Origin of the sequence: Desulfovibrio sp. 6_1_46AFAA, assembly GCF_000224635.1 — a bacterium.
GTDB classification, from domain to species: domain Bacteria; phylum Desulfobacterota; class Desulfovibrionia; order Desulfovibrionales; family Desulfovibrionaceae; genus Desulfovibrio; species Desulfovibrio fairfieldensis.
The window spans coordinates 369,356-394,143 of record NZ_JH114300.1; the positions used below are offsets into that span (position 1 = coordinate 369,356).

Sequence of the window (24,788 nt, forward strand, 5' to 3'; positions counted from 1 at the left end):
CGCAAGTTTTTTACCGGGAACATCGCTTTTGAAGTCACGGCCAAGGAGGTTCGGAAACACAATACTGCCCGATTTGCCAACGTAACGGCGTTTTTTACGGATAACCGATTGAATGCCAAGTTTTTGCATCAAGCGATGAACTCGCTTATGGTTTACGATAAGCCCTTCACGATGCAAAGTTGTCGTTATACGACGATATCCGTAGAAGGGGCGTAATGAGTGAATCGCTTTAATGTACTCCACAATATCTTCATTGTTGTCTTGCTTGGGTACACTCTTCTTCCATTTATAATATCCAGACCTGGATAATCCCGAATAAGACAGCAAAATTGACAACGAATGCAGCGTCCGCAATTCATCAATTATTCTGAAATGCTGCCACTTTTGTCTGCTCCCCATTCGTGCCCGAATCGGGAGCGATATAACTTTTTTAAGTAATCACGTTCCGCCTTCACATAGGACAACTCTTCTTCAACAGATGCGAATTGAGTGCGAGGTCTCCCTCTGCGAGAACCCGTTGCCTTGCCGCGTCCATCTTCGAGAGATTCGCCTCGCTGAAATTTGGTTACCCATTCACGGAGTGTTTTCTTGTCTTTCAGGCCAAGCTCATCCGCCAACTGCTGATAGCTTCGCCCTCCTTCAAGGTAGCGCCGTACAGCTTCTTCCTTGAAGGAGGGCAAATAAGTCGTCTTCTTTCCGTTTGCCATGCAAGCTCCCATCAGGGTTCTAAAGTTTGGGCCTAGAGGGGCTTTTTTACTTTGTCTACCTTGATGGGGGCAATCACTATATATGCGGGGGGGTGATTTTTATTTCTGAAATCTCCGGCTCAGTCTCAGCGTTCTCCGCTCGGCTCTGCGTTTTCATTGCATATGCCGCACTTGCCGTGCAGGGCGGGTGCCGCACGCCTGTCAGGCTGCGGCCACGGAGAATTTTTCAGCCGGGGCCGGGTCGACAGGTCAGCGGTTGATGCCGTCCCGTTCCTGCCAGGCGGCCAGGGTGCTGGAAATATAGTTGCAGATGGCGGTGTGTTCTTCCTTGCCCTGGCCCTGGACGCATATGGGTCTGGCAAAACGGTACCGTACAGTCATGCCCGCCTTGACCGGTCCCAGCTCCTTGATTTTTTTACCCTGGCCCCAGGCGTCCGTCTTGAGCGCCAGCGGCACGATGGGCACCCCGGCCCTCCGGGCCAGCTTGACGCCGATGCTGTTGAAATGCCGCTCGTCAAAGACGCTGGACCGCGTACTCTGCGGAAAAACAATGATGGAAACGCCTTTTTTGAGACGTTCCACACCGCCGTTCAGTACGGCCGAAAGATCCTCGCGGGGGTTAACCCGGCCTACCACGATGGGGTCGCGCGAGCGCATTACCGCGCCGAAAAAGGGCATGGTGGTCAGGCTTTTCTTAACCACAAAGGTCACGGGGCGTCTTGGGCGAATCATGCCCGGCAGCATGAACGTTTCCAGAGTGCTCATGTGGTTAGCCACAAAGAGGCAGGGGCCGTCCACGGCATTGATGGCGTCCATGCCTTCCACCTCAATGGGGCAGCCCATGCGTTCCATGAGATCCGCCGTCCAGATACTGGCATAAACCCAGGCAGCGTCGTCGCATCTGCCTTGAGAGGCCCGGCGGCAGAGCCAGCGAACGGGCCCCAGAAAAAGGCGGCTGTAAAAGGAGAGCGAGGGCAGCAGGCGGCTGAACGCGCCCGCCCGGACTTCCGGGCTGCGGTAAACGTCGCCGGTGAGGAATTTTTCAAGAAAAACGCCGTCAACATGCTGGGGGATCATGACTGCTCATCCGTCTTTTTGATTTTATGGATTTTGCGCCACCACTGGGAAAGGCGCGGCTCCTCGCCGTTGTCGCGCGGCTGGTAAAAGCGCCTGCCCTCCAGTTCGGGCGGCAGATAGGGCTGTTCCACCCAGGAATCGGGGTAATTGTGGGGATATTTGTATTCCTTGCCGTAGCCCCATTCCTTCTGCATTTGTGTGGAAGGATTGCGCAGATGCAGGGGGACGGGCCGTGCGCCGTTGAGCTTCACCTCGCGCGCGGCATTGAGGTAGGCCGCATAGGAGGCGTTGCTTTTTCGGGCCAGGGCCAGATAGACCACGGTTTCGGCGAGGGGGATGAAACCTTCCGGCATGCCCACGAACTCCACGGCCTGCTGGCAGGCCACAGCCAGGGGCAGAGCGCCGGGGTCGGCCAGCCCCACGTCCTCGGAGGCGGAAAGAATCAGGCGGCGGCAGACGAAACGGGGGTCTTCGCCGCCTTCCAGCAGGCAGGCCAAATAATAGAGAGCCGCGTCCACATCGCTGCCGCGAATGGATTTGATCAGGGCCGAGGCCAGTTCGTAATGGCTGTCGCCGTCTTTGTCGTGGCGGACCAGCACTTCGGGCAGGGCTGCCTTGATCTGCTCCAGGTCACGCTTGTCCTCGGGCAGGGCGGCCACGTATTCCACAAGATTGAGCAGACTGCGGGCGTCGCCGTGGGCCACTCCCGCCAACAGGTCCAGCACCTCATCGTTCAACTCTACCTGAAGATCCTGCGCGCCGCGCCGCGCCAGCTGCATCAGCTCAGCCCGGCCCAGAGGGCGCAGGCGCAGCACATGCAGGCGAGAAAGGAGCTGGCGGGTGACACTGAAAGAAGGATTTTCCGTGGTCGTGGCCAGCAGGGTCAGCTCGCCCGATTCCACCAAGGGCAGAAAGAAATCCTGCTGCGCTTTGGAAAAGCGGTGCAGTTCGTCCAGCACCAGAATTTCCACCCCGGCCAGAGCGCGGCGCAAATGCTGCAAACCCGCCTCGGGCGCACTGAGCCGCAGATATTTTTTACCCATGGATTTAGCCAGCAGCAGGGCCAGGGTGGATTTGCCGCAGCCGGGAGGGCCGAAAAAAAGCAGGCTGGGCAGGCGCTTGGCCTGCATTAATGAACGCAGCCGATCCGCCAGATGGCTCTGACCCAAGAACTGCGCCACATCGTCGGGGCGCATGCGTTCGGGCAGCGGCTTGCTGATGGCCATGTTCAGCTCTCCGCGTGTTCCGCATTTCGGCCCGGCAATTGCGAGGCCCACCAGTGAATGCCCAAACAAAGGGTGGCAGCCGTTTCACAACGCAGAATCCGGGCTCCCAAGCTGATCGCCGCAAAACCCGCCGCGCGCAGGGCATCCAGTTCCCGCGCGGAAAAACCGCCCTCCGGCCCGATGATATAGACGGTCACACCCGTCCTGCCCGCCAGATCCGGTGTCAGCATGGGCACATTTTCCTGCATTTCCCAAGGCAGAATACGCTGGTCGGCGACGCGGGAAAGTTCCACAAGCTCGTCCACGCCCCCGGTCAAAGCCCGCACTTCCGGCAGCCAGGGGTTGCCGCTCTGCTTGGCGCCGGCGATCATCTGCCCCTGACAGGAATCGCGCGCGCCGGCCGGCAGTTTGCCCTGGCTGTGGTCGCCCTGCCAGAGCCAGACGGCATGCGCGCCCAGTTCCACGGCCTTTTCCATAAAAAAACCGCGCCGCACGGCCTTGCTGAAGGCCAGAGCCATGACAGCCAGGGATGCGGGCCGGGGCGTAAAAGATTCACGCAGGCATTCCAGGCGGGCGCTTTTTTTGCTCACCGCGCGGACAGCAAAGCGACCTGTGCGGCCTTGCCCGTCCAGCAAACTCACCTCGTCGCCCGGCACAAGGCGCAGCACCTGCCCCAGATGCTTGGCTTCCTGGCCTTCCAGGCTGACTTCCCGCCCCCAGGCTCCGGGCGGCAGATAAAAAAACGGTCCGCTCATGCCACAATCACTTCCTTCATTACCTTGGCTTCCGTGCCCAGGCGCGCCTTGCGCACGGCCTTGAAGCCGTCCTGCAGCGAGACCAGACGCCCGTAGTTCTTGCGTATTTCCAGACCGGCCTTGGTCAGCGAGCTTTCAGGCACATCCAGATAATTACGCTGCAAATACCGGTCGCGCAGAATTTTTTCCACGCAGCCGATAATGTCGTCCACCAGCGCCGGAAAGAAATTGACGATCTCAAATTTGAGTTCGTTAAGCAGATCCACGGCCTCGCGCATCATCTGCCGGTAGGTGATGCGCGCGCCCTTGAAGGTGCGCTGGCATATGTCTTCCAGAATGCGCACTCGCCGGGCCTGCTGAATATAGCTGAAGCGCGTGCAGACTTCCTGGTACAGGTCGCGCATGTTATCGAACACTTCGCTGTTTTCCGGCGCGAAAAGATAACTGGACAGGACTTTGCTGACATTGGCGAAAAATTCATCGCTGTAGCTGATCATCCGGCGCTGGTGCTTGCTCAGCCAAGTGTACAGAAATTTGAGGCGTTTTTCGTCCGTGTCGGTGTTTTCCACCACTTCCGTACGCTTGTAGACAATGCGGCCCGTGAATTCGCCCCGGACAATATCGTTGAGGCGCAAAAACATATTGCTGGCGTCCTTGATGATATTCAGGCCGCGCAGAGGTTCGCCGGTGAGCGGGTGCAGCATTTCCTGACCGGCCACGGAAAGGGCGCGGTCCTGGCGTACGTTGCTGGAATCGAAACGGTGCTGGCGGTAGGTGATCCGGATGATCACCACCCGCTTGGCCTTGTCCAGAAAAAAGCCGTCTTTGTCGATGATGTCCAGGGCCTCTTCCTGATCTTCGTCCACAGCCACCAGGGCTATTTTTTCCAGCATGGGATAGCGCCGGTTTTCGCCGTTGGAGATGTACGTGGTCAGCGTGCGGTCGGTCTGGCCCATGACGCGCAAGAGAAAACGCTCGCCCATCTTGTGCAGTTTGCGGGCGAAGAGCGCACTGGAAGTGCGTCGCTCCGAGACGATGGGAAAGCCGTACAGTTCCATGAGATATTGATAGACGAACATGCGGTTGCGTTCGTACATGTCGCTGTCGCCGTAGACGAACTTGCCGATACGGATGCCGAAGCGCTTGAGCTCGCTGTCGATGTCCGAGGGGAAGGAGGCGAAGACCCCGGCCAGATGAAAGAACTTGTCCGCATCCCAGGCCAGCACCTGGGCTCTGTCCATGTTCAGCAGATAGGGCATGAGGGAGGGATAATTATCCAGAAGAACCGTATCCACGTAACGGAACTGCTGGCGGAAAATATCCTGATGAATGCGCGGCAGGCGCGACGCCAGAGTCTGAATGTTCAGGTCAATGACCTGATTTTCCAGCGGGCAGCAGGCGCCGTCCGCCTCAGTGATGACCGGGTGCAGTTTGTCGAATTGAAATATCTCGGAAAAATAGTCCAGCTGGCGGGCAAAGGCCACCAAGGCGAAGCCCGGCAGGTCCTTGTATTCGAACATGTCGTTGTCAAAGGAGGGCAGCAGCTCGCGCCCTTCCACCAGTGGATAATTTTTATTTTCCTGATAGGGTTTGACAAGGCAGAAACGGATATGGACGGCGTCCAGAAAGCGCTTGAGACCGTCCAGGTCGCTGACGGCAACAGGTTCGGACAACGTCGCGGCATCCTGCCAGGGCAGCCCGTCTTTGCTGAAAACCTCTTGCCATTTTATCATCCGCGATTCCTGTAACAACTTTTTTTATTTTGTTACCCTTTTTTTCGGAATAATTCCAGTACGCAGAGTATGGCTTTGTGGATTTTCCGCTCCGTTTTTTCCTTACGGCGCACGGCCCGCGCGCGGCGCAAAAGCAGTTGCGACGCCGGAAACGCTTTGCTACAACAAGCCAGCGCGTGCGGGCCGTTGCCTGGGCCGCCGCGCCCCGTCACCTTCAACCCCACGCGCTATGACCGCAAATTCTCTTGAAAAACATATTCTGAGCATTGTTTGCAGTGTTTTTGACGCCTATTCGGCCGTATTGTTCCTGCCCGACGAGGAAGGCGAGGCCCACTATCTGTCCGCGGCCTTCAGTCTGGGCGACAAGATTTCTCCCGACGTCTCCATTCTGCCGGGCAGGGGACTGGTGGGCTGGATCATCCGCAACCGGCAGCCCCTGCTGGTGCCCAATTTCGACCAGCGCCAGAGCAATCTGGGCTATTACGCCGACGGCGAGGAAGCCAGCATCAAGGCTTTCATGGGCTGCCCGGTACCCACGGGCGGCGCGTTGTGCGTGGACAGCAAGCGGCAGTATTCCTTTTCCGACAAGGACCACAAGATACTGCAGCTCTTCGCGGAGCTGATCTCCCGACAGCAGGGCAGCCGCGGCCGACAGGAACTGGCCGGGGACATTCCCCGCTACTTCGCCGAACTGGGCGTTATCCAGGATCTGCGCTTCCGCTACAAACGCTGGCCGCAATTCTTGCAGAATTATCTGCGCACCATGGCCGACGCCACGGGCTTTGACTACTGCGCCTTTGCTTCGGTGGACGCGCCCGGCGAAACGTATTGCGTGGAGTGCGAGTCGGCCCGCCTGCTGCTGATGGACGGCGAACCGTTGATCCTGCCCATGGGCAGCGGCATTACCGGCTGGGTGTTCCGCAACGACCAGCCCGTGGTGGCTGAGGGCGTGGAGGGGGCTCCGGCTTCGGTACTGTTCGGCAAGCTGCCGGACATGCCGGATTTTCAGGCCGCCATGTGCATGCCGGTGATGGTCAATAAGAGCACGCGCGGCGTGTTGTGCCTGGCGCACACCAGTCCCCGCCAGATCGACGAGAGCATGCGCAGCTTCGTGCGCCAGGCAGTGGATCATCTGGCGCTTTTTCTGGAGAATCTGTACCTCAAAACCCGCCTGCGGACCATGCTGCCCAAGGCCCAGGTGCACAGCGACGGACCGCAGGCCTATGACCCGGATACCGCGCCCATGCCGCCGCGCAAAGAACTGTAAGTATGTTCCTGCAGCGTTTTTTTCGCTTTTTTTCCAAAGACATTGCCATGGATCTGGGCACGGCCAACACCCTGCTCTATACCCGGGCCCACGGCATTGTGATTAATGAGCCGTCGGTGGTCGCCATTGACGTGCAAAAAAACGCCGTTCTGGCCGTGGGCGCCGGAGCCAAGGAATTTCTGGGCCGCACGCCTCAGCGCATCCAAGCCATCCGCCCCATGAAGGACGGGGTCATCGCGGATTTTGACGTCACCCGCGAAATGATCGCCTATTTCGTGCGCAAGGCCATCGACGGCCTGCGTCTGGTCAAGCCCTCCATGGTCATTTGCATTCCCATGGGCATCACGCAGGTGGAAAAAAAGGCCGTCATAGATGCCGCCCTGCTGGCGGGCGCGGTCGACGTGAGCCTGGTGGAGGAACCCATGGCCGCGGCCATCGGGGCCGACCTGCCCATTCACGAACCGCTGGGCAATCTGGTGCTGGACATCGGCGGCGGCACCAGCGAGGTGGCGGTCATTTCCCTGGGGGGCATCGCCAACGCCCAGTCCATCCGCGTGGCCGGCGATGCCATGAATCTGGCCGTACAGCGCTATATGCGCGATGTGTTCCGCATGGATTTGGGCGAAAACACAGCGGAGAATGTCAAAAAAATCCTAGGCTCGGCCATGCCCCAAGCCAATGCCCCGGCCTTGGAAGTCTCCGGCAAGGATCTGGTGCAGGGCACGCCCAGAGTGGTGACGGTGAGCGAGGGGCACATCCGCGAAGCCCTGCGCGAACCCATACAGGCCATTCTGGAAACCGTGCTGCGTGCCTTGGAAAAAACGCCGCCCGAACTTTCCGCCGACATCTACCGCAACGGCATGCTCATGGCCGGGGGCGGTTCTCTGCTCAAGGGGCTGGATCAATTCATCGCCCGCGAGACCCGCCTCAAGGTCTTTGTGGACAAAGAGCCGCTGACCACCGTTCTGCGCGGCACGGCCAGGGCCATGCTCGACCGCCGGGCCTATCACTCTGTGTTCATTAACTGACAAGGATTTGCCATGTTCCAGGCGGCGTCCATTTTGCGCGAGTGCGTGGATATCGTGCGTCGGAGCGGCGCCATCATCCGCGATCACTGGTCCCGGCCGCGCTGTGTGCGGCATAAGGGCAGCATTGATCTGGTGACGGAAACGGATCTGGCTGTGGAGGCCTTTCTCAAGGAAAAGTTGGCCGTCCTGTTGCCCGAGGCGTCATTTATGGCTGAAGAGAGCAGTGCCGCGGACCAGCAGCCGGGCCCGCTTTGCTGGATTATCGATCCGGTGGACGGCACCACCAATTTCGTGCACCGCATCCCGCAGGTCGGCACTTCCGTGGCGCTCTGGCAGGAAGATCGGGTGGTTCTGGGCGTGGTCAATGTGCCCATGCTGGACGAATGCTTCAGGGCCGTACGCGGGCAGGGGGCTTTCTGCAACGACCGGCCCATTGCCGTTTCCGAAGCCGCCACACTTGCCGATGCGCTGGTGGGCACGGGCTTTCCCTATGATGTGGCCGCGCGTCTGCCGGAAGTGTTGGAGCGGCTCGCCGCCGTCCTGCCCGTAACTCAGGGGCTGCGGCGCATCGGGGCCGCGTCGGTGGATCTGGCCTATCTGGCCTGTGGTCGTCTGGACGCCTTTTATGAGGCGGGCCTGAAGCCCTGGGACATGGCGGCGGGCTGGCTTCTGGTGGAAGAAGCGGGCGGCAGGGTCAGCAATCTGCGCAATGAGCCTCTGTGCTTCGGCGAAGCGCTTCTTGCCAGCAACGGCCGTCTGCACGACGCCATGGCGGCGCTTCTGCTGAAAACGGCCTGAGTCTTCCCGGAATTAGAGCAATTCACTCATTTCAAATGTGGATTGCTCTGGTGCCCGCGTGCAAGGATGCGATAGAAGGCGTTCCTGTCGGTATCCTGCGGCACGAAGCCTCGCCAACGGCTGCCGCTTCCGCAGCACGCGGGCGACGTACAGTTTGAAATGTATAATATTATTAAACGGGGAATGCTGTAGGTTCAGCGCGGGCGCACGTAGCCGCCCTGAACGGCCACCCGCATAAACGGCGAGAGCAAATCGCCGAAATGCGCGCCTAGGCCTTTGAGTTCATCATAGTCCAGCAGCATGCTCCGGTCCGGATCCAGGGCTTTTTGGGCGGCCAGGGCGGCGGGCAGGCGGGCTTCAAACAGGGCCACAAAGGCTTGGCGGCTTTCCCGGCAGGGCGGGCAGAGGCCCAGAGACAATAAACGTCCGCCTTGCTCGCCCCAGTCCTCCTGGAGCATGTCGCGGGCGCACTCTTCAAAAGATTGCCCGGCCCGCACCATGGCAAAGGACGAAAAGCCCCAGCCTTGTCCCTCGCGGAAACTCAGCAAGGCCCGGCCCGTGCTGTCGCGGATCAGCAGGGCCGTGGCGCGATGACGCAGACGCTGGCGCAGCACGTCTTTTTCAGCCATGATGCAGAGCGGCGCATTGCGCCCGTCCACCACCTCCAGGAAAGAAGCGGCGTTTTTCAATCCCGGATAAAGGCTTTGATCCATGTGTGCATCCGTTTCTTCTGACGCGTCGGTCCCGGTAGCCTTCCAGCGCCTTGACGCGCGTCATGCCGTGGCCATGCGGGAGCTTGAGCAGCGCTGTTTTTCCCTGCCCTGGTCCGAGGCGCAGTGCCGCGCGGCATTTGAGCAACCGGCTTTCGCGGCTTTCGGCCTTTTTCGGGGTATGGACCTGCTGGCCTATACGTCCGTATACCATACCCTGGACGAGCTGGAAATACTCAACCTGGCCGTCAGGCCCGAAGAGCGCCGCAAGGGCTTCGGGCGACGGATTCTGGGCATGGCCTTGCAAGTGGCCCGCAAAATGGGTATGCAAAAAGTTCTGCTGGAGGTGCGCGTGGGCAATCACGCGGCCATCGGTCTGTATCAGGGCAGCGGTTTCCGCCAAGTGGGCGTGCGCCCGCGTTACTATACGGATACCGGCGAGGATGCGCTTATCTATGTCTGCCTTCTGCAAGAATGATCCCAGCCAAAGGTGCTGTTATGCAAAAAATCATCGCCGCCAACTGGAAGATGTACAAAACCCGTGTTGAAGCCGCGCAAACCGCTCGAGAACTGGCCGGAGCTCTGGCTGACGGAACGCCTCACGACAGATTGGTGCTGGTGTTTCCGCCGTTTACGGACATAACTGCCGTGGCGGAGGCCTTTACCGGCAAGAAAAATCTGGCTGTGGGCGGCCAGAATTTTTATCCTGCGGAGCAGGGCGCCTTTACCGGCGAGATCTCAGCGGACATGCTGCGTGATACGGGCGCGACATGGGTTCTGGCCGGCCATTCCGAACGCCGCCATGTCTTTGGTGAAAGCGATGAGCTGGTGGCCCGCAAGGCGGCTTTTGCCCTGACGCAGGACTTTAAGGTCATGCTTTGCGTGGGGGAAATGCTGCATGAGCGTGAGACGGGGCAACTCAGGGATGTGCTTGCCCGCCAGCTTGCCACGGCTCTGGAGCCTCTGCCGGAAGCCCTGCGCGGGACGTTGCCCGGTCGGCTCGCCCTTGCCTATGAGCCTGTCTGGGCTATCGGCACGGGCAAGGTAGCCGGCCCGGTGGAGGTACTGGAGGCGCATGCTGTTCTGCGCGCCCTGCTTACGGGCCTGATCGGCGCAACGGCTGCGGAACTGCCCATTCTGTATGGCGGCAGCGTCAAACCGGACAATGCTTCCGCCCTGGTCGGGCTTGACAATGTGGACGGTCTTCTGGTAGGAGGCGCTTCTTTAGAGGCGCAAAGTTTCCTGCAGATTATCGGATCGTAGTGAACGCCCGTCCCGCCGCGTTTGCCCGCAGGCGGAAGCAGCTGGGTCGGGACGCTTTGATTACGGCTTCGTTGATTGACGGCGGGGCATACGCAACTACCGGGTTGTCGCGCGGCGTTTGCGCGATGTGAGGCCGGTGTATCCTTTTTTCTGGCGCGCCGCCGGGTTGTGCCGGGTGGTGAGGAGGAATTCGTGCAGACTCTTATTCTTACGCTGCATATCATTGTGTGCGTATTGCTGGTTATTCTGGTCCTGCTTCAATCGGGTAAGGAAGGCATGGGCGTTATTTTCGGCGGCGGCAACACCTCGGTGTTCGGCAGCGGCGGCGCGGGAGGCATTCTGGCCAAACTTACCACGCTGATGGCCGTCATTTTCATGATCACCTCTTTGAGCTACACCTATGTGACGAGTTCCCGTCCCAGCAGCGAGTCCACCATTCTGAACGTCAAGATTGAGGAACCCGCATCTCCGGCCCCGGCTGCGCCTGTGACTCCCGCGCCCAAGCCCGATCAGAATGCCGGGCAGGCCGCTCCCGCGCCGCAGCAGCCTGCGGCGGCTCCGCAGAGCGGCCAGGCGCCGGCTGACGCCCCCAAAGTGCCATAAGTTTTCTGCAGACGACAGTGTTGAGCCGCGGCCATGCCGCGGCTTTTTTTACCATTTATGAAAGTCATCCGGTATCGCCATGTCCGACAATGATATTTTTGCGGAAAATCCTTTCCGCGCTCTGGATCTCAAGAATTTTCCCGACAGAAAAAAAGCCGCCGCGGCGAAAAAATGCGCCTTGCAACCGGAGAAAGGGCGGGGAAAACAGCGGGTGCACGCGGGGGCAGCGCAGGATAACGTGGATGATGCCACACTGAATCCCGAAGAAACCGAGCTGTTCATGCAAGCCATGAGTCGCGTGCGGCGGGAAGGTAAAAAAGGAAAAGGCGGCACGCATGGTTTCCGCCTGGAAGAACAGTGCTCCCTGCCTGATGCCGGAGGGCGCAAAAAGGTCCGTAAAGAGAACCGGGCCGCTACGGGCGAGGCCGCGCAAAGGACATCTGTTGCTCCAGAGCGTGTTCGTGGAGAGCAGGCCGGTCCTATGGAGCCGGAAGCGGCAGGGGAAGCGACGCAGCAGCAGGCGACCGCCAACGCGGACGACGCTGACGCCTTGGCTTTTTTGCGGGTCATGGGAGAAGTGTGTCCCTTGCAGGCGCGGGGCCGCGAAGTCAGCCCTGAACCGCAACCGACCACCCCGCCGCCGCGGGGCGAGCTGAGTCTGCAGGATTTCATGGACGGCAAGCTGGAATTCGCCCTTTCCTTTACGGATGAATATCTGGAAGGGCATGTGGTGGGCCTGGATCAGATGATCATGAACAAGCTGCGCGCCGGTGGGCTGAGTCCGGAAGCGCATCTGGATCTGCACGGCCTGAATGCCGTGCAGGCTTTTGAAGCCCTGCGGGGTTTCATGCGGGGCTGCTGGTACAAGGGGCTTCGCACTGTGCTGGTGGTGCCCGGGCGGGGCCGCAATTCGCCTGACGGGATGGGCGTGCTGCGTGAAAAGCTGCAAAGCTGGCTGACTCAGGATCCTTTCAAGCGGGTGGTGCTGGCTTTCTGCACGGCGCAATCCCATGACGGCGGTCCGGGCAGTGTCTATGTGCTGCTGCGCAAGTACCGTAAAAAAGGCCGGATTTATTGGGAGCGCATGCCTGCGGACGCGGATTTATACTAGGGGCTGCTGACACTATGCCTTTTTGCCCGCCCGCTGCATGCGGCAGCCGTTGTCCGAAGGACTACAGACCCTGAAGTGATTTCAACGCGCACTTACTCCTGATGCCGCTTGCTCAGAACGGTGATCCGCTTCAGCAGACGCGCATAGTAGGGATCATCCTGTTCAATCTGGATGGAGCGCTGGCGGCGCATCCGGGCCTGTTGGATCATGAAGCGCAGTTTCTGCATCTGGCGCACGCGTTCCTGCTCATCCTCGCACTGTTCCAGCATATCCACAAGGCGGCTGATCTCCTTGCGCTCGGCCAGTTCCGGCGGCAGACAGCCCGCATTGCGCAGGATTTTATAGGCCATGCGCAATTCCTCGGGCACATGGCTCATATCCTCCAATTCCAGAGGCCTGCCTCGGCCGGGGAGATTGTCGAATTCTCCCTTGGCCTGCGCCTCTTCAATACGCTTTTCAGCGATGAACTGAATGACGGACCAGGGATTGGCGTCGCTCATGCTTCCTCGTTCTGATCGCCGTCATCGGCATCCGTATTCGGCTCCGTGCCCCAGAGGCTTTTCCATTCCATCAGAAGTTTGAGCGCGTCCAGCGGGCTGAGCGTCTCCGGCGTGAGATCGTACAACAAGCGAACCAGAGGATGTTCCGCTGCGGGCGGCGTGGCATTGATCTCCGGCAGATCGGCGTCAGCTTCCGTTTTCGCTTTAGGCAGATCCAGGCCGGGCAGGGACATGGACGCCACGGATACGGCTTTGCGCGAGCCTTCGCGGCCCCGCTCCAGACCGGCCAGGATGGTCCTGGCCCGCTGCACCACGGGGACGGGCACGCCCGCCAAACGCGCCACCTCCACGCCGTAACTGCGGTCCGATGGGCCGGGCACCAGCTTATGCAGGAACAGAATGTCGTTGTTATACTCGCGAATGGCGATATTCATGGTGAAAACGCCGGGAATGCGTCCCTCCAGCGCCGTGAGCTCATGGTAGTGCGTGGCGAAAAGCGTGCGCAGTTCGCCGCCGGCGCGTCTGGCCAGATCCTCCACAACGGCCCAGGCCAGGGCCACGCCGTCATAGGTGCTGGTGCCGCGCCCGATTTCGTCCAGAATGACCAAGCTGCGCCGGGTGGCCTGGCGCAGAATGCGCGCGGTTTCCATCATCTCGACCATGAATGTGCTCTGACCCTGGGCCAGATTATCCGAAGCGCCCACGCGGGAAAAGAGGCGGTCCACCAGCCCCAGCGTGGCCTCAGCCGCCGGGACCATGGAACCCATCTGGGCCAGCAGGCAAATAATGGCAACCTGCCGCAGCACAGTGGACTTGCCCGCCATATTGGGGCCGGTCAACAGGCAGAGGCGGCGCTTCTGGTCCAGACGGAAATTATTGGGCACAAAGTTGGCGCTGCCCAGCATGCCTTCCACCACCGGATGGCGACCTTCGCGGATGTCCAGATGCGCGCTGTCCGTGAGCCGGGGACGGCACCAGTTGTTCTGCCGTCCCACCTGGGCAAGGCTTTGCCAGTAATCCAGCTGGGCCACCAGATCCGCCATGTGCACGATACGCTCGCGCTGACGAGCCATATGCTCCCGCAGATCCTGGAACATTTTGTATTCCAGACTCTTACGCTTGTCCGCGGCGGAAAGCAGCTCTTCTTCCAGTTCCTTGAGTTGCACGGTGGTGAAGCGTTCCGCATTGGCCAGGGTCTGGCGGCGGATGAAATGTTCCGGCATGGGGCCCGAATGGGAAGCCCGCGTTACTTCGTAATAATAACCGAATACACGGTTATAGCCCATTTTCAACTTGGCGATGCCGGTTTTTTTCTGCTCTTCTTCAAGTAACTCCTGAAGTTTTTGTTCGCCATGCTCCACAAGATCCAGCAGTTTGTCCAACTCGGCATTATAGCCGCTTTTGAACAAACCGCCGTCGGTAATCACGGTGGGGGGGCTGTCCACCAGGGCCGCACTCAGCAGGGTTGTGCAGTCCTCCAGATGGTCCCAGGTTTTAACTATCTGGTAAAGGCGTTGCGGCAATTCGTGCCCCAGAGACTGGGCCTCCGTGGCATAACTGCCGTTCGTGCTTGTAATCAGGGCGTTATGAACCTTGGGCAGGGCGGCGAGGCTGTTGCGCAGGGCAATGAAATCACGCGGGCCGCCGCGATTGAGACTGATCCGGGTGGAAAGACGCTCCAGATCGTAAACTTCGCGCAGGGCTTCCCGCAATGCGGCGCGGCGGTTGTCGTCGTCATGGAAAAAGGCCACGGCTTCCTGAATGCGCGCGATGGGTCCGGCCTCCCGCCAGGGATGGCGGAGCATGTCTTCCAGAAAGCGGCCGCCCATGGGCGTCATGGTATCGTCCAGCACGTGGCGTAACGTACCCTTGCCCTTGCGGCCGTTGAGGCGGGTAAAGATTTCCAGGTTGCGCTCGGTCACTTCGTCGATCAGCAGGCGACGGCTCAGGTCCAGCGGTTTAAACGGCATGAGATGATCGGGATCGCGCTTCTGGGTTTGATCCAGATAAACCAAGAGCGCGCCGCAGGAACGCATCAGTTCGTTTTTGCCTTGCAGACCCAGCGCTCCGGCTTCCTGTACGCCCTGTGCCCTGAGAGTGCGCTCCGTGGCGCGTTTGAGGTCAAAATGCGCGGCGGGCATGCGCACCATGCGCACGCCTTCCAGCAGGCAGTGGGGCGGCATTTCCAGCCCTTCCGGCACCAGAAGTTCGCGCGGCGCCAGCTTCTGAGCCCATTGCCAGAGCTCTGCCTGACGTTTGAACTCCACGCCTGACCACTGCCCGGTGGAAATGTCCGCCCAGGCGAAACCACCCCGGCCTTGGCCCGTATCGTAGCAAAGCGCGCCCAGATAGTTGTGGCTTTTGGTGTTCAGATTGGCGTCTTCCAAAACCGTGCCCGGCGTGATCACGCAGGTGACGGCCCGTTTGACCAAGCCCTTGGCGGCCTTGGGGTCTTCGGTCTGGTCGCAGATGGCTACGTGGAAGCCCTTATCGATAAGCTGGGCCACATAGCTCTGCACGGCATGCCAGGGGACGCCGCACATGGGCACAGGATTTTCGCTGTCCTTGCTGCGGCTGGTCAGTGCGATCTGTAATTCGCGCGCCGCAGTCACGGCATCATCGAAAAACAATTCATAAAAATCGCCCATGCGATAAAAAAGCAAAGCATCAGGGTAGTCAGCCTTGATGTGCATGTATTGTTCGAACATGGGCGTCAGTTTGGTGGGAGTTTCTGGCATGGTAGTTACGCTGCGCTAAAAGGTGTTGCAATCGTTTAGTTATAAACGATAACCTATTTGCGCCATCGCGTAAACCATATAAAAAAAAGAGAACCGCGCCCGGGGGACCGGGCGCGGTCAGGCGGGAATTATGCTTTATCGGGATCAGGAACCTGAACGTCTTCGGGCAGAGCACTGGGCGCGGCTGTGGGCTTGTTTTCCCCTGCGGACTTGTCGGCATTGGGCGAAGTACTCTGCGTCTTGCGCAAAAACGAGCTGCGCGAGGTTTCCGCGCCCAGTTGCTTGCGCAGTTTTTCCATTTCGCGCTCAAGGCTGCTGACGCGCCACTTGCTCTTCATAAGGCGCGCGGAGAGATTGACCTTGTCCCAGACCAGGAAGGCGAGCGCCAGCACAGCGCCCACAAAAAAGGCCGCTACGATCAGGAAATAGAACGGCAGGGGAATGGAGGCCATGGGTGGCAGGAAGAAAAGATTGAGCGTCAACACCAGATTTTGGGAAAGGGCGTTCTGGTTCTGGAAAAAGAAGACCAGAGCCAGGAAAAAAAGGATGGCGAGCAACAGAACCTTGACATACCGCATAGATATACTCCTCGAGGCTACAAGCTGTCCCAAAATTCTTTTACAGCATTTTGCGTTTGAAATGTTACGCACTTCAAACTCTACGCCGCCCGCGTGTTGCGGAAGCGGTAGCCGCTGGCGAGTCTTCGAGCCGTACGGATACCGACAGCAATGCTAAAACGCGGTTTATCGCTGCCATCAATGCCCGTAAGCCCTTTGGGCTAACGGGCACGTCAGGTCGCCTCCGGTCGCTTCCTTGCGCTTGGCACGGGGTCCGCTCACGCGACCACCAGGGCAATTCACTCATTTCAAGCGTGAATCGCTACCAAGACATTTTGAGAAAACCGCTTTGCCTGACGGCAAAGCGCTGAGCACATCGTAAGCAGATTAACATGCAAATGCGCTGTCAGGCGCGTCGGAAGCGCTATCCATTCATGTCATCGCCACGCTCAATTCCATCCGATGGCAACCGAAGAGGAGGGCAGGCGATCAGGCCTCTTTTCCGTCGCGGCTGAAATAGGGCCGCAAAGCCGCATAGGTGCGGCTGAGATGTTCCGGCATGGTACGTACTTCATCAAATACGGCCATAAAGGATGAATCGCCGTTCCAGCGCGGCACCAGATGAAAATGCAGATGCTCCCGGATGCCCGCGCCTGCGGCCTGGCCCTGATTGAGACCTATATTGATGCCCTCGCAGTTGAAGTGATCCTTGAGGATCACCGTGCAGCGCTGGATCAGATCCATGATTTCGTGGGTTTCCTCGGCGGCCAGATCGGCAAGAGCCATAATGTGCCGGTACGGACAGACCATGATATGCCCGTTATTATAGGGATATTTATTCATGATCACAAAAGCCCGCGTGCCGCGATAGAGCACCAGCCGCTCCTCGTCTTCGTCCGTGGTATCGGGCAGACAAAAAACACAGGTATCGGGCTTGGGTCCGAGGATGTATTCAATGCGCCAAGGCGCCCAAAGTTGTTTCATGACCAGACCAGCATACACTGCATGGGGGGAGGGAGCAAGCGTTGATTGCTCGCGCATGCTCCGGTCACGGGCGTTTATTGTTGTTTTCGGACGCATTCTGCGCCAGTCGGCGGGCCAGGTTGAGCTGGCTTTCCACATTGGGGGCTTCGCCGTCCAGCTTGGCGACAAGTACGGCTTTCAGAATGCGGCCATACAGCGGCCCCGGCGCGAGCCCGAGACGGCGCAGTTCCGCACCGCCGATGTCGGCTCTTTCCCGCCGCCATTGGGTGATGTAGCGCGAGAGGTTTTTCTGCAGGCCGGGATTGTCCGTGGAGGCCATGATATACAGCAGGCACTCCAGAGCAATGGGACGCAACAGGGCGCACAGAGCGCTGACTTTGGCCGTGCCCATGTCGTCCTGGCGCTGCCAGGCCTCCAGTTTGCCGCGCACGGCGCGCATCTGTTCACGCTGCCCTAGGATTTCGGCCTTCTTTACCTGCGGCAGACCCAGCCGCAGGTAATGGGCTGAAGTGTCCGCATAGTTCATGTTAAGGTTGAGCCCCAGAAAATAGACCAGCCAGGCCTGCGCGGTTTCGTCGAAATAGAGCAGACGGTACCAGGTAAGCATTTCCTTCAGGCGGTGCAAAAGATTTCGCCTGTTGGGCGTCAGGCCGAGCTGGGGCGCAATGGCCTGCAAAATGCCCAGTTCGTCCAGGCGGGAAAAACAGGCCGGAGGATCCTCCTCATCGCAGATATGCTGATATTCGTTGAACAGGCGCGCCCCGGAGAGACGGTCCATGAGCTTGAGGGACAGGGCGTTCTTGATCAGCTTTTCCGCTCCCGGGCCGATGCGGAACTTATAGCGCTGTTCAAAGCGCACGGCCCTGAGGCAGCGGGTGGGGTCCTCCACAAAGCTCAAGGTGTGCAACACGCGGATGACACGCTCCTTGATGTCGCGCTGGCCTCCGAAAAAATCCACCAGCTGGCCGAAGGGCGTGCTGTCCAGACGCACGGCCAGAGCGTTGATGGTAAAATCTCGTCGGAAGAGATCCATCTTGATGGAGGAGAGTTCCACCGTGGGCAGGGCCGCCGGGTATTCATAATATTCCAGCCGGGCCGTGGCCACGTCGATGCGCGACTCAATGCCCTTGCTGTCGTGGAAGATGACCACAGAGGTCAGGAATTTCTGATGCTCGCGCACCCGGCCGTTCAATTCAGCCGCCAGAGCCTTGGCCAGAGCGATGCCGTTGCCCTCCACCACCAGATCGATGTCCTGATTGGGCCTGTCCAGCAGCAGGTCCCGTACAAAACCGCCCACAGCATAGACCGGCAGGCCCAGTTTTCTGCCCAATTGCCCGGCCAGATGCAGAAGCTCCCGGATTTCAGCCGGCAGGCGGTCCTGGATGAGCTTGCCGATATTGCGTTCCTTGCTGTTCTGGCTTTTGCGGTCCAGCAGGCGGCCCGGCTCGTCGGCAAAGACATTGATCAGGTCCGTGCGGGTGACCACGCCCGCCACTTTTTCGCCTTCCACAATGGGCACCAGGCGCTGGCGCGCGTCCACGATGACCGCGGTGAGCTCCTTCAGGCTGGCGTCGGGCGGCAGGGTGCGCACCCGACGCTGCATATAGTCCTCCACCGGCGAGTCGCCCAGGCCGTGAGCGCTGGCCCGGGAAGCGGTCTGGGCATCCAGCAGGCCCACGCAGGAACGCGTGCCCGGTCTGAACACCGGCACGGCCTTGAGACCGAAGTGGAGCATCAGCTCGTCGGCCTCCTGAATGCTGGAGGCGGATTCAATGCCTACCGCAGGCGCGGACATGTATTCGCGCGCCGTTTTGTCCGGATTGGCCTGATCGTACAGACGGCGCAAAATGGTTTCGCGCACTTCATTGATGGTCATGGAACGGACGGAGGCCGATGCCGCATAGGCATGGCCGCCGCCGCCCAGTTCCGCGCAGATGTCGCCCACGTTCACCGCGTCGCTGCGACTGCGCGCCACCACCTGGATGCGGTCGCCCATGATCCCGATGGCGAACAGGACGGAAAATTTTTCCATTTCCATCAGCCGGTGGGCCAGATAGGCGAAGTCCCCCAGGTAGTGTTCCATGGAGGCTTCGGCCAGGACCACAGGCGTATTGTTGATGGTATAGGTATGCGCCGATTCCAGCAGGCTGTTCAAGGCCTGGATGTGCAGGCTGGTCAACTCATGGGCCGCCATCTCATTGATCTGGTTGACGTCCATGCCCTGGCCGAGCAGCCAGGCCGCAGCCTGAAAATCTTCCGCCGTGGTGGAGGAGTAGGTGAACGAACCCGTGTCTCCGTAAATGCCCAGCCCCAGCAGCGTGGCCTCGTCGCTACCCAGACGGACGTTTTGCGTCTCGAGGTTCTGGACCAGCAGGCTGGTCACCGCGCCCACCTGGGCCAGATGCACCGCATCCGCCGCGATATCGTCCGGCGAGTCGGGGTGGTGATCCCAGGCTTCGATGCGTATGCCGGGTCGCTCCAGCAGGGGAGCCACATGCCCCACGCGGCTGCGTTGGCGGGTGTCCACCAGTACCAGCCGATCGAAATCCTCCCAGCGCAGGTCGGCGGCCTCGGCAAAGCCATAGGCGGCGGGGTTCAGGTTGGCGTATACTTTTTGCAGGCCACGCTCCTGGCTGCCCGGGAAAAGCAGCATGCAGGGCGCATAGAGATGCCGCGCGGCCAGCATGGCCGCAAAGGCGTCGAAGTCGGCATTGGCGTGACAGGTGATCAAAGTGGCCGTAGCGGCGCTCACAGCTGGCTCCGGGGATGGAATTGATGATGAATGCCGCGCAGGCGTTCCGCCTGGACATGGGTATAGATTTCCGTGGCGCTGATGTCCGCGTGCCCGAGCAGGAGCTGCACCGCGCGCAGGTCCGCGCCGCCTTCCAGCAGGTGTGTGGCAAAGGAATGCCGGAAGGTATGGGGAGAGACTGCTCGACGGATACCCGCCAACAGGGTGTATTTCTTGACCATTTTCCAGATATACTGACGGCTCAGAGCCCGGCCGGAACGGTTGACGAAAAGCTGGTTGCCGCCGGGGGAAAACAGCGGCCGCCAGGAGCGCAGATAGTCGCCCAGCAGAGCTTGGATCATGTCATGCAGGGGCACCAGGCGTTCTTTGGCCCCTTTGCCGAATACGCGCACCAGCCCTCGTTGCAGGTCCAGGTCGGCCACACTCAGGTTGCAGAGTTCCGACACCCGCAGACCGGCGGCATAGAGCATCTCCAGCATGCAGCGGTCGCGTCGGCCGCTTTTTTCGTCCATATCCGGCAGGACCAGCAATTTTTCCATTTCCTCGCGGCTGAGCACTTCCGGCAGATGCTGGGGTAATTTGGGATTTTCCAGTAAAAGCGCTGGATTGGTTTTCAGGGTTCCTTCCTCCACGGCAAAGGCGAAGAACGCCCTCAGGGCGGAAAGACGGCGGGCCAGCGTGCGCCCGGTATTGCCTCTGGACCGCAGCCAGGCCAGATACAAAAAAATTTCCTGCTCGTCCAGGCAGGAGGCACTGCCGCCGCTTTGGGCCAGTTCTTCCTCAAACAGAAAAAAACTTTCCAGATCCTGACCGTAGGATTCCACTGTCCGGGGCGAAAGACCGCGCTGCGCCAGTAAATAGTCCAGCCAAGCCGGGAGCTGATTGGAGAGGGGAGGGACAGCTTGCGATTGTTCCATGCCTGTCATGCTAGCCGCCTTGCCCGCGCCGGGCAAGTGCCCTTTTAGAGCAGTTCACGAATAGAATGAGCCAACGGCTTTGCGCGCTATCCATAAGCAGGCAGAGCTTGCCTGCGAAGGCGACAGTGATTGCGGCGATGTAACCGTGTCGTTACGCATGCAACGCTCGGCGCAAGAATTGGTCTGCGAATCCTTGTTGCGAAATGCGGGTAGACGGGCTTTTCCTGCCGCAAACGAGCATTTCAAGTGGTAAATGCTGTAGAAAAAAACGGCTGTCCGGGGCTTGGCGGGCTTCCCTCCGGCCGACGAATCGGCTATGTTCAAGACATCATGTATATCATTCACAATGAAGCAAGTGTTGGCGCGCTGGGGCGGCGCGGCGTGGCGCTGACCAGCGAGATCATGAACCGTCACTATGTCCGTGACGAAGAATTCGTCTGGGACCAGCTTGTGGAAAATGTGATGTGGATCGGCCCCCTGCGTTCCCAGTTCGTCACCGGCCTGGATAAGGCCAAGGCGCTTCTGGACCAGGAGAAGGACGTAACCTTCACCATGGAGCAGGAAGAGTATCTGGTGCCCTATGAGGATGAGGAATCCTGTATTGTGTCCGGCTGTTATTACGTGACGTCGGACCCGGAGACCAAACTCTTCATCCGCTGCCACCAACGGGTGAGTTTTTTCTATCGCCTGTTCGGCGACCGGCTTAAAGTGGTGCATATGCACCTTTCCCATCCTTATGAAGTTACAGACCCGGACGAGTATTTCCCTTTCCGCTTCGGCAAGGAAGCCTATGAATATATAGCCAGCACCCATCAATTGGCCTTTACCGACAGCCTTACGGAATTGGGCAACCGCAACGCCTATGAAACCGATCTGCTTGAGCTTTCCGGGCGTCTGTCGGAAATAGATTCGCTGGCTATGGTTCTGTTTGATCTCAATAACCTGAAGCTGATCAATGACAGCTTGGGGCATCTTGCGGGCGATCAGCTGATCCGCAGTTTCGCCTTCCTGCTCAAGGAGTCCATGCCTGCCACAGCCAAGCTGTACCGTTACGGCGGCGACGAGTTTGCGGTTTTTCTGCCCGACGCCGACAACGGCATTTTGGAGCGGGCGCTCCGGGAGCTGGAAGACCGCAAGGAAGCCTACAATATGGCCAATACCACCCGCCTCAGTTTTGCGGCGGGGCACGCTTTTTTCAAAAAAGGCCAGGACCATACGCTTTCTGACCTCATCAAGCGAGCGGACAGCCGTCTTTACGCCCGCAAGCGGGCCATGAAACAGTTGCTTTGAACCTTCGCGGCGATACCTATGACGGAAAATCACACGGCGCTGCATGAAGAGATTCGGGCGTATGTGGGGCTGGGTTCCAACAGCCCCGAGGCGGAGGCCATGCTGGCGCGGGCTCGTGAAGGACTTTCCCGCCTGCCGGAATTGCGCCTGAGTGCGGCGTCGCCCTTGTACAGCACGGAACCGCAGGGGTATACGGAGCAGCCTTGGTTTCTGAACCAGGTGGTGGAACTCATACTCGCGCCGGTATGGCGTCCACGGCGTCTGTTGGCGGCCATGCTCCGGCTGGAAAGCACCCTCGGGCGTGTCCGCAGCCCGGACCCGGCTTTGCGTTACGGCCCGCGCGCCATTGATGCGGACCTTCTGCTCTTCGGCGAGGAGCATTGTTCCGATCCCGCCTGTCGCGTACCGCATCCGCGTCTGGCGCAACGAGCCTTTGCTCTGGTGCCTCTTCTGGATATCGCACCTCAGGTCCGCATTGAGGGAACCGCCGCCACGCAATGGCTGGCGCGCCTGAACTACAGGCTGGACGGGTGCAGAATTTTTCAGTGACGCGTTCCCCCTCTCTGTGCTAATGTCGTCAGCGGTCCGAAGCGGCATGACGCCCGAAAGACGTGGAGCACAAGCTCCGCGCGAACCATACGCCATATTCCGTTGCGGCGCAGCATGCTCGGAACGGTGAAAGGAGCATAACGAATGTTGAAATGGCTTATTTTGATCGTGGCGATCTATGTTCTGTACCGTCTCTTCGCCAATGACGTGCTTAAGAAAAAAAAGATAAACAAGGAAGAGAGCGCCGCTGATCTGGAACGCAAAGTGGCCGCCGGTGAAATGGTCAAGGATCCCGAGTGCGGGACCTATGTTTCAGTGGACGGCAATATCTCCGTGCGCGACGGCGACAAGGTATACCGCTTTTGCAGCTATGACTGTCGGGACAAATTCCTGCAGCGCCTGGAAGAAGGCGGCCGCGAACTGCCTCCCCGCGAATAATTTCTGCTTCGCCGCCGCGTAAGGCAGAGGCGCATACCTGCCTTTGGTCCGACTCGCCGATCCGCAGTCAAAATTGACAGCCCCGCTGATGTCTTCTGCATCAGCGGGGCTGTTTCGTTACCTGGAATTATGCAGCTTCCCTGGCAGCATCTGCGGCAAGAGCATGTTTGCGTCGCCGTCTGCGCGGAGTCTTTTTGCCTTAGAGCAGATTGCCTTTGAAACGCTATACGTTTCAAAGGGATCATCCCGGCAAAAAACGTGGTTTTCGCCGGGATCCACGCCGCGTTGCTCTCGATGCCTGTACGCCCTTTGGGCTACAGGCGCGGCCCTACGGGCCGCCCGTCGGGTCGGTCTTCGCGGCGCGCATCACAGTGTTTGGCGTTAGAGCAATTTCAAAGTGAAATTGCTCTAATTGGCAGCGGCTTCCAACCTGCCGGTGATATTGTCGCGCACCCACTTGGGGTCGATCCATTCCAAAGGCGTCACTTCAACGCCGCCCACCAGCATGCCGAAATGCAGATGATCTCCGAAAGCCAGGCCGGTGCTGCCCGTACGGGCGATGGTCTGGCCCTTCTTGACCACGTCGCCCTTGTTGACCTGGATTTCACTCAAATGGGAATACAGGGACATGAGCCCGAGGCCGTGGTCAATGACCACGAGGTTGCCGTAAATACCCAGATCGCCCGTATAGACGACGCGGCCGCTGTTGGCGGCGGGCACGTCGGCATTGCGCACTGAAGCCAGGTCGAAACCCAGGTGGAAGGATTCGCCCACCAGTTTGCCCTGATAATGGAAGAAACGGTGATCGGCAAAACCGGCCCGCGCGGCGGAGCGGGGCAGCCGCGTGAAGGCACCGCTCCAGAGCATGGCCGCCGCGGTATCCTTGCCGATTTCACGCAGGGTCTGCACATTGGCGGCGCGTACCTGATTGTTGATATAAAGGTAGCATTCAAGCGGATTGGCGGCGTTGGGGGCCAGATTGCGCAGTTTGTTCTCCACCGAAAGCAGAAAATCGTCCTTCAGTTCCAGGCTGTCGCTTTTGAAGTTGCGTTCATAGGCCATGACCGTCAGGCGACTTTTAGTCACATTGCCGGCCAGGTCCGTGGCCGTGATCTCCACCGCGTTTTTGAAGTCGCGGGCGGTCATGGTATAGGGGAAGGGGAAGAAGCAGAGGTAGCTGCCGTCCTTTTGCAGGAAGCCGGGCACAAAATAGCCTGCCACAAGCACGCCGCTGTTGCTTACGTCTTCATCAATGGTGTAGCGAACCACCGCCGACCCGCCCCGGCGCACATTGGGCGGCAGGGTTTTGACGGAAATGCGCGGCGGCTGGGTGTCCAGGCGCATGGGCAGTTGCACGGTGCGGGTGTTGCCCTGGCCGAAGCCTGCCAGAGAGCCGTCCGTGGCGCGGATTTCCAAATCAAAAGCTCCTTCGCGCAGGTTGGCGTCCTTCAGGGGGACGTTCACCACCCGCTCAGGCAGGTACTCTTCAAAATGCTTGTTGAAGATCACATTGAGCACGTTGTTTTTGCGAATGCCCACAGTCAGCGCGCGGATGCCAGAGGGATCGTCCATGCGGATCTGCAGTACTGTGGCCGGCGAGACTCTGCCGGTATTAGGCGAAACCTGGACGGCCGGGCCGTCCATATCCTTAAAAAAAGTATAGCCGCCGACAACCAGGGCGGCTACGATCAGCAGAACTAACACAGTGGAAAATATACCTTTTTTGCGCATCAGGAACTCCTCGTGACGGTGTTTGAAATGTTTGCACAAAGAACGGTGATTTTC

25 protein-coding genes are annotated in these 24,788 nt (G+C 59.4%); 10 read left to right on the top strand and 15 right to left on the bottom strand.

The features are described from left to right. The 6 genes from HMPREF1022_RS18775 to HMPREF1022_RS01465 form a co-directional block, all read right to left on the bottom strand. Positions 1-243: IS3 family transposase (locus HMPREF1022_RS18775; RefSeq protein WP_232221521.1), on the bottom strand; the 243-nt coding region annotated here is incomplete at its 3' end. A gap of 119 nt (positions 244-362) precedes the next feature. Further along, on the bottom strand, positions 363-707 hold the full coding sequence (locus tag HMPREF1022_RS16900) for a transposase (protein WP_009301570.1): 345 nt from the start codon (positions 705-707) through the stop codon (positions 363-365). 249 nt (positions 708-956) lie between these two features. Continuing rightward, the gene (locus tag HMPREF1022_RS01450; RefSeq protein ID WP_009301571.1) at positions 957-1,784 is read right to left on the bottom strand and encodes a lysophospholipid acyltransferase family protein; all 828 of its coding nucleotides are present in this window, start codon (positions 1,782-1,784) and stop codon (positions 957-959) included. Continuing rightward, positions 1,781-3,010 (bottom strand): replication-associated recombination protein A, encoded by a 1,230-nt coding sequence (locus tag HMPREF1022_RS01455; protein ID WP_009301572.1) that lies wholly within the window; start codon positions 3,008-3,010, stop codon positions 1,781-1,783. Before HMPREF1022_RS01455 ends, HMPREF1022_RS01450 begins: the two co-directional genes overlap by 4 nt. 2 nt (positions 3,011-3,012) lie before the next feature. After that, positions 3,013-3,765, bottom strand: coding sequence for a 16S rRNA (uracil(1498)-N(3))-methyltransferase (locus HMPREF1022_RS01460; protein WP_009301573.1), 753 nt, complete (start codon positions 3,763-3,765; stop codon positions 3,013-3,015). Beyond that, complete coding sequence (locus HMPREF1022_RS01465) at positions 3,762-5,498, bottom strand: hypothetical protein (RefSeq protein WP_009301574.1); 1,737 nt, start codon at positions 5,496-5,498, stop codon at positions 3,762-3,764. Before HMPREF1022_RS01465 ends, HMPREF1022_RS01460 begins: the two co-directional genes overlap by 4 nt. 229 nt (positions 5,499-5,727) lie before the next feature. Here HMPREF1022_RS01465 and HMPREF1022_RS01470 point away from each other — a divergent pair, with 229 nt between their 5' ends. From HMPREF1022_RS01470 to HMPREF1022_RS01480, 3 genes are read left to right on the top strand one after another with little or no spacing between them, the layout of a single operon-like run. Continuing rightward, positions 5,728-6,765: a GAF domain-containing protein gene (locus HMPREF1022_RS01470; RefSeq protein ID WP_009301575.1), complete on the top strand. Its 1,038-nt coding sequence runs from the start codon at positions 5,728-5,730 to the stop codon at positions 6,763-6,765. A 2-nt stretch (positions 6,766-6,767) separates the two neighbouring features. Then, positions 6,768-7,793 (top strand): rod shape-determining protein, encoded by a 1,026-nt coding sequence (locus HMPREF1022_RS01475; RefSeq protein ID WP_009301576.1) that lies wholly within the window; start codon positions 6,768-6,770, stop codon positions 7,791-7,793. A 12-nt stretch (positions 7,794-7,805) separates the two neighbouring features. Then, complete coding sequence (locus HMPREF1022_RS01480; RefSeq protein ID WP_009301577.1) at positions 7,806-8,591, top strand: inositol monophosphatase family protein; 786 nt, start codon at positions 7,806-7,808, stop codon at positions 8,589-8,591. Positions 8,592-8,785: 194 nt separating this feature from the next. Here HMPREF1022_RS01480 and HMPREF1022_RS01485 read toward each other — a convergent pair whose 3' ends face one another. Next, entirely contained in the window at positions 8,786-9,304 is a 519-nt protein-coding gene (locus HMPREF1022_RS01485; protein WP_009301578.1) for an NUDIX hydrolase, read from the bottom strand. On the opposite strand from HMPREF1022_RS01485, the gene rimI reads away from it, so the two are divergent. The 3 genes from rimI (at position 9,303) to secG (ending at position 11,167) form a co-directional block, all read left to right on the top strand. Further along, on the top strand, positions 9,303-9,779 hold the full coding sequence (gene rimI / locus HMPREF1022_RS01490; protein WP_232221522.1) for a ribosomal protein S18-alanine N-acetyltransferase: 477 nt from the start codon (positions 9,303-9,305) through the stop codon (positions 9,777-9,779). The two genes, HMPREF1022_RS01485 and rimI, sit on opposite strands and share 2 nt — an antisense overlap. A 20-nt stretch (positions 9,780-9,799) precedes the next feature. Continuing rightward, positions 9,800-10,564: a triose-phosphate isomerase gene (tpiA, locus tag HMPREF1022_RS01495; RefSeq protein ID WP_009301580.1), complete on the top strand. Its 765-nt coding sequence runs from the start codon at positions 9,800-9,802 to the stop codon at positions 10,562-10,564. A gap of 192 nt (positions 10,565-10,756) precedes the next feature. Continuing rightward, positions 10,757-11,167 (top strand): preprotein translocase subunit SecG, encoded by a 411-nt coding sequence (gene secG, locus HMPREF1022_RS01500; RefSeq protein ID WP_009301581.1) that lies wholly within the window; start codon positions 10,757-10,759, stop codon positions 11,165-11,167. Positions 11,168-11,231: 64 nt separating this feature from the next. Here the strand turns inward: secG and HMPREF1022_RS18780 are convergent, their stop codons facing one another. Beyond that, positions 11,232-11,504, bottom strand: a complete 273-nt coding sequence (locus HMPREF1022_RS18780; protein WP_232221523.1) for a hypothetical protein — start codon at positions 11,502-11,504, stop codon at positions 11,232-11,234. A 144-nt stretch (positions 11,505-11,648) separates the two neighbouring features. Here HMPREF1022_RS18780 and HMPREF1022_RS18785 point away from each other — a divergent pair, with 144 nt between their 5' ends. Beyond that, positions 11,649-12,278: a Smr/MutS family protein gene (locus HMPREF1022_RS18785; protein WP_232221524.1), complete on the top strand. Its 630-nt coding sequence runs from the start codon at positions 11,649-11,651 to the stop codon at positions 12,276-12,278. A gap of 92 nt (positions 12,279-12,370) precedes the next feature. On the opposite strand, the gene HMPREF1022_RS01510 is transcribed toward HMPREF1022_RS18785, so the two are convergent. The 6 genes from HMPREF1022_RS01510 to xerD all read right to left on the bottom strand — a co-directional run bounded on the left by HMPREF1022_RS01510 (position 12,371) and on the right by xerD (position 20,735). After that, entirely contained in the window at positions 12,371-12,778 is a 408-nt protein-coding gene (locus HMPREF1022_RS01510; RefSeq protein WP_008683926.1) for a DnaJ family domain-containing protein, read from the bottom strand. After that, positions 12,775-15,516: a DNA mismatch repair protein MutS gene (mutS, locus tag HMPREF1022_RS01515; protein ID WP_009301583.1), complete on the bottom strand. Its 2,742-nt coding sequence runs from the start codon at positions 15,514-15,516 to the stop codon at positions 12,775-12,777. The genes HMPREF1022_RS01510 and mutS overlap by 4 nt, the downstream gene beginning before the upstream one ends. A gap of 128 nt (positions 15,517-15,644) precedes the next feature. After that, positions 15,645-16,094 (bottom strand): LapA family protein, encoded by a 450-nt coding sequence (locus HMPREF1022_RS01520; protein WP_009301584.1) that lies wholly within the window; start codon positions 16,092-16,094, stop codon positions 15,645-15,647. A 468-nt stretch (positions 16,095-16,562) separates the two neighbouring features. Beyond that, positions 16,563-17,057: an HIT family protein gene (locus HMPREF1022_RS01525; protein ID WP_008683931.1), complete on the bottom strand. Its 495-nt coding sequence runs from the start codon at positions 17,055-17,057 to the stop codon at positions 16,563-16,565. Between the two features lie 64 nt (positions 17,058-17,121). Further along, on the bottom strand, positions 17,122-19,809 hold the full coding sequence (locus HMPREF1022_RS01530) for a CBS domain-containing protein (protein ID WP_009301586.1): 2,688 nt from the start codon (positions 19,807-19,809) through the stop codon (positions 17,122-17,124). Further along, entirely contained in the window at positions 19,806-20,735 is a 930-nt protein-coding gene (gene xerD / locus HMPREF1022_RS01535; protein WP_008683935.1) for a site-specific tyrosine recombinase XerD, read from the bottom strand. The genes HMPREF1022_RS01530 and xerD overlap by 4 nt, the downstream gene beginning before the upstream one ends. 321 nt (positions 20,736-21,056) lie before the next feature. Between xerD and HMPREF1022_RS01540 the strand changes: the two genes are divergently transcribed. From HMPREF1022_RS01540 to HMPREF1022_RS01550, 3 genes are all read left to right on the top strand, one after another. Beyond that, positions 21,057-22,016, top strand: coding sequence for a GGDEF domain-containing protein (locus tag HMPREF1022_RS01540; RefSeq protein WP_009301587.1), 960 nt, complete (start codon positions 21,057-21,059; stop codon positions 22,014-22,016). A gap of 18 nt (positions 22,017-22,034) precedes the next feature. Continuing rightward, entirely contained in the window at positions 22,035-22,565 is a 531-nt protein-coding gene (gene folK / locus HMPREF1022_RS01545) for a 2-amino-4-hydroxy-6-hydroxymethyldihydropteridine diphosphokinase (RefSeq protein ID WP_008683941.1), read from the top strand. 144 nt (positions 22,566-22,709) lie between these two features. After that, positions 22,710-23,003, top strand: a complete 294-nt coding sequence (locus HMPREF1022_RS01550; protein WP_008683943.1) for a trash — start codon at positions 22,710-22,712, stop codon at positions 23,001-23,003. A gap of 408 nt (positions 23,004-23,411) precedes the next feature. Here HMPREF1022_RS01550 and HMPREF1022_RS01555 read toward each other — a convergent pair whose 3' ends face one another. Next, on the bottom strand, positions 23,412-24,734 hold the full coding sequence (locus HMPREF1022_RS01555; protein WP_009301588.1) for a M23 family metallopeptidase: 1,323 nt from the start codon (positions 24,732-24,734) through the stop codon (positions 23,412-23,414). Between the last annotated feature and the right edge of the window lie 54 nt (positions 24,735-24,788).